The 418-nt window shown below is 47.1% G+C and carries 2 tRNA genes; both read right to left on the reverse strand.

Features of this window, described 5'->3' with window-relative positions:
- Positions 1–197: 197 nt before the first annotated feature.
- A tRNA-Ala gene (locus tag CR105_RS27575) sits at positions 198–273 on the reverse strand.
- Between the two features lie 20 nt (positions 274–293).
- Positions 294–370: transfer RNA gene (locus tag CR105_RS27580), tRNA-Ile, on the reverse strand.
- Positions 371–418 lie beyond the last annotated feature (48 nt).

A 418-nucleotide genomic window follows, 5' to 3' on the forward strand; every position in this document is an offset into this window, starting at 1 on the left:
CTCAGCCGACTAAGCCGAAAGACGTTACAGAGATAAGAGTACAGCGTTGTTGTTTGTTGCGATTTACAATCACTACCCATCATCTGACCTGTCGGTCAGACGATTAAAACTTTACTTCTTCCAAATTGTTAAAGAACAAAACAGCATTTAATCTCTAAAAGACCAAACCTAAACCTCGTGGCTTACGTTTGAACTTTTGGTGGAGGATGACGGGATCGAACCGACGACCCCCTGCTTGCAAAGCAGGTGCTCTCCCAGCTGAGCTAATCCCCCTGAGATACATCTAGTAAGACTGGTAGGGCTGGTTGGACTCGAACCAACGACCCCCGCGTTATCAACACGGTGCTCTAACCAGCTGAGCTACAGCCCCAAATGCTGTTCTTCTTGTTCAACAGTCGATAAGAGTGGACGCTCAATG

The organism is Massilia eurypsychrophila (genome assembly GCF_002760655.1).
GTDB lineage: Bacteria > Pseudomonadota > Gammaproteobacteria > Burkholderiales > Burkholderiaceae_D > JAFCUW01.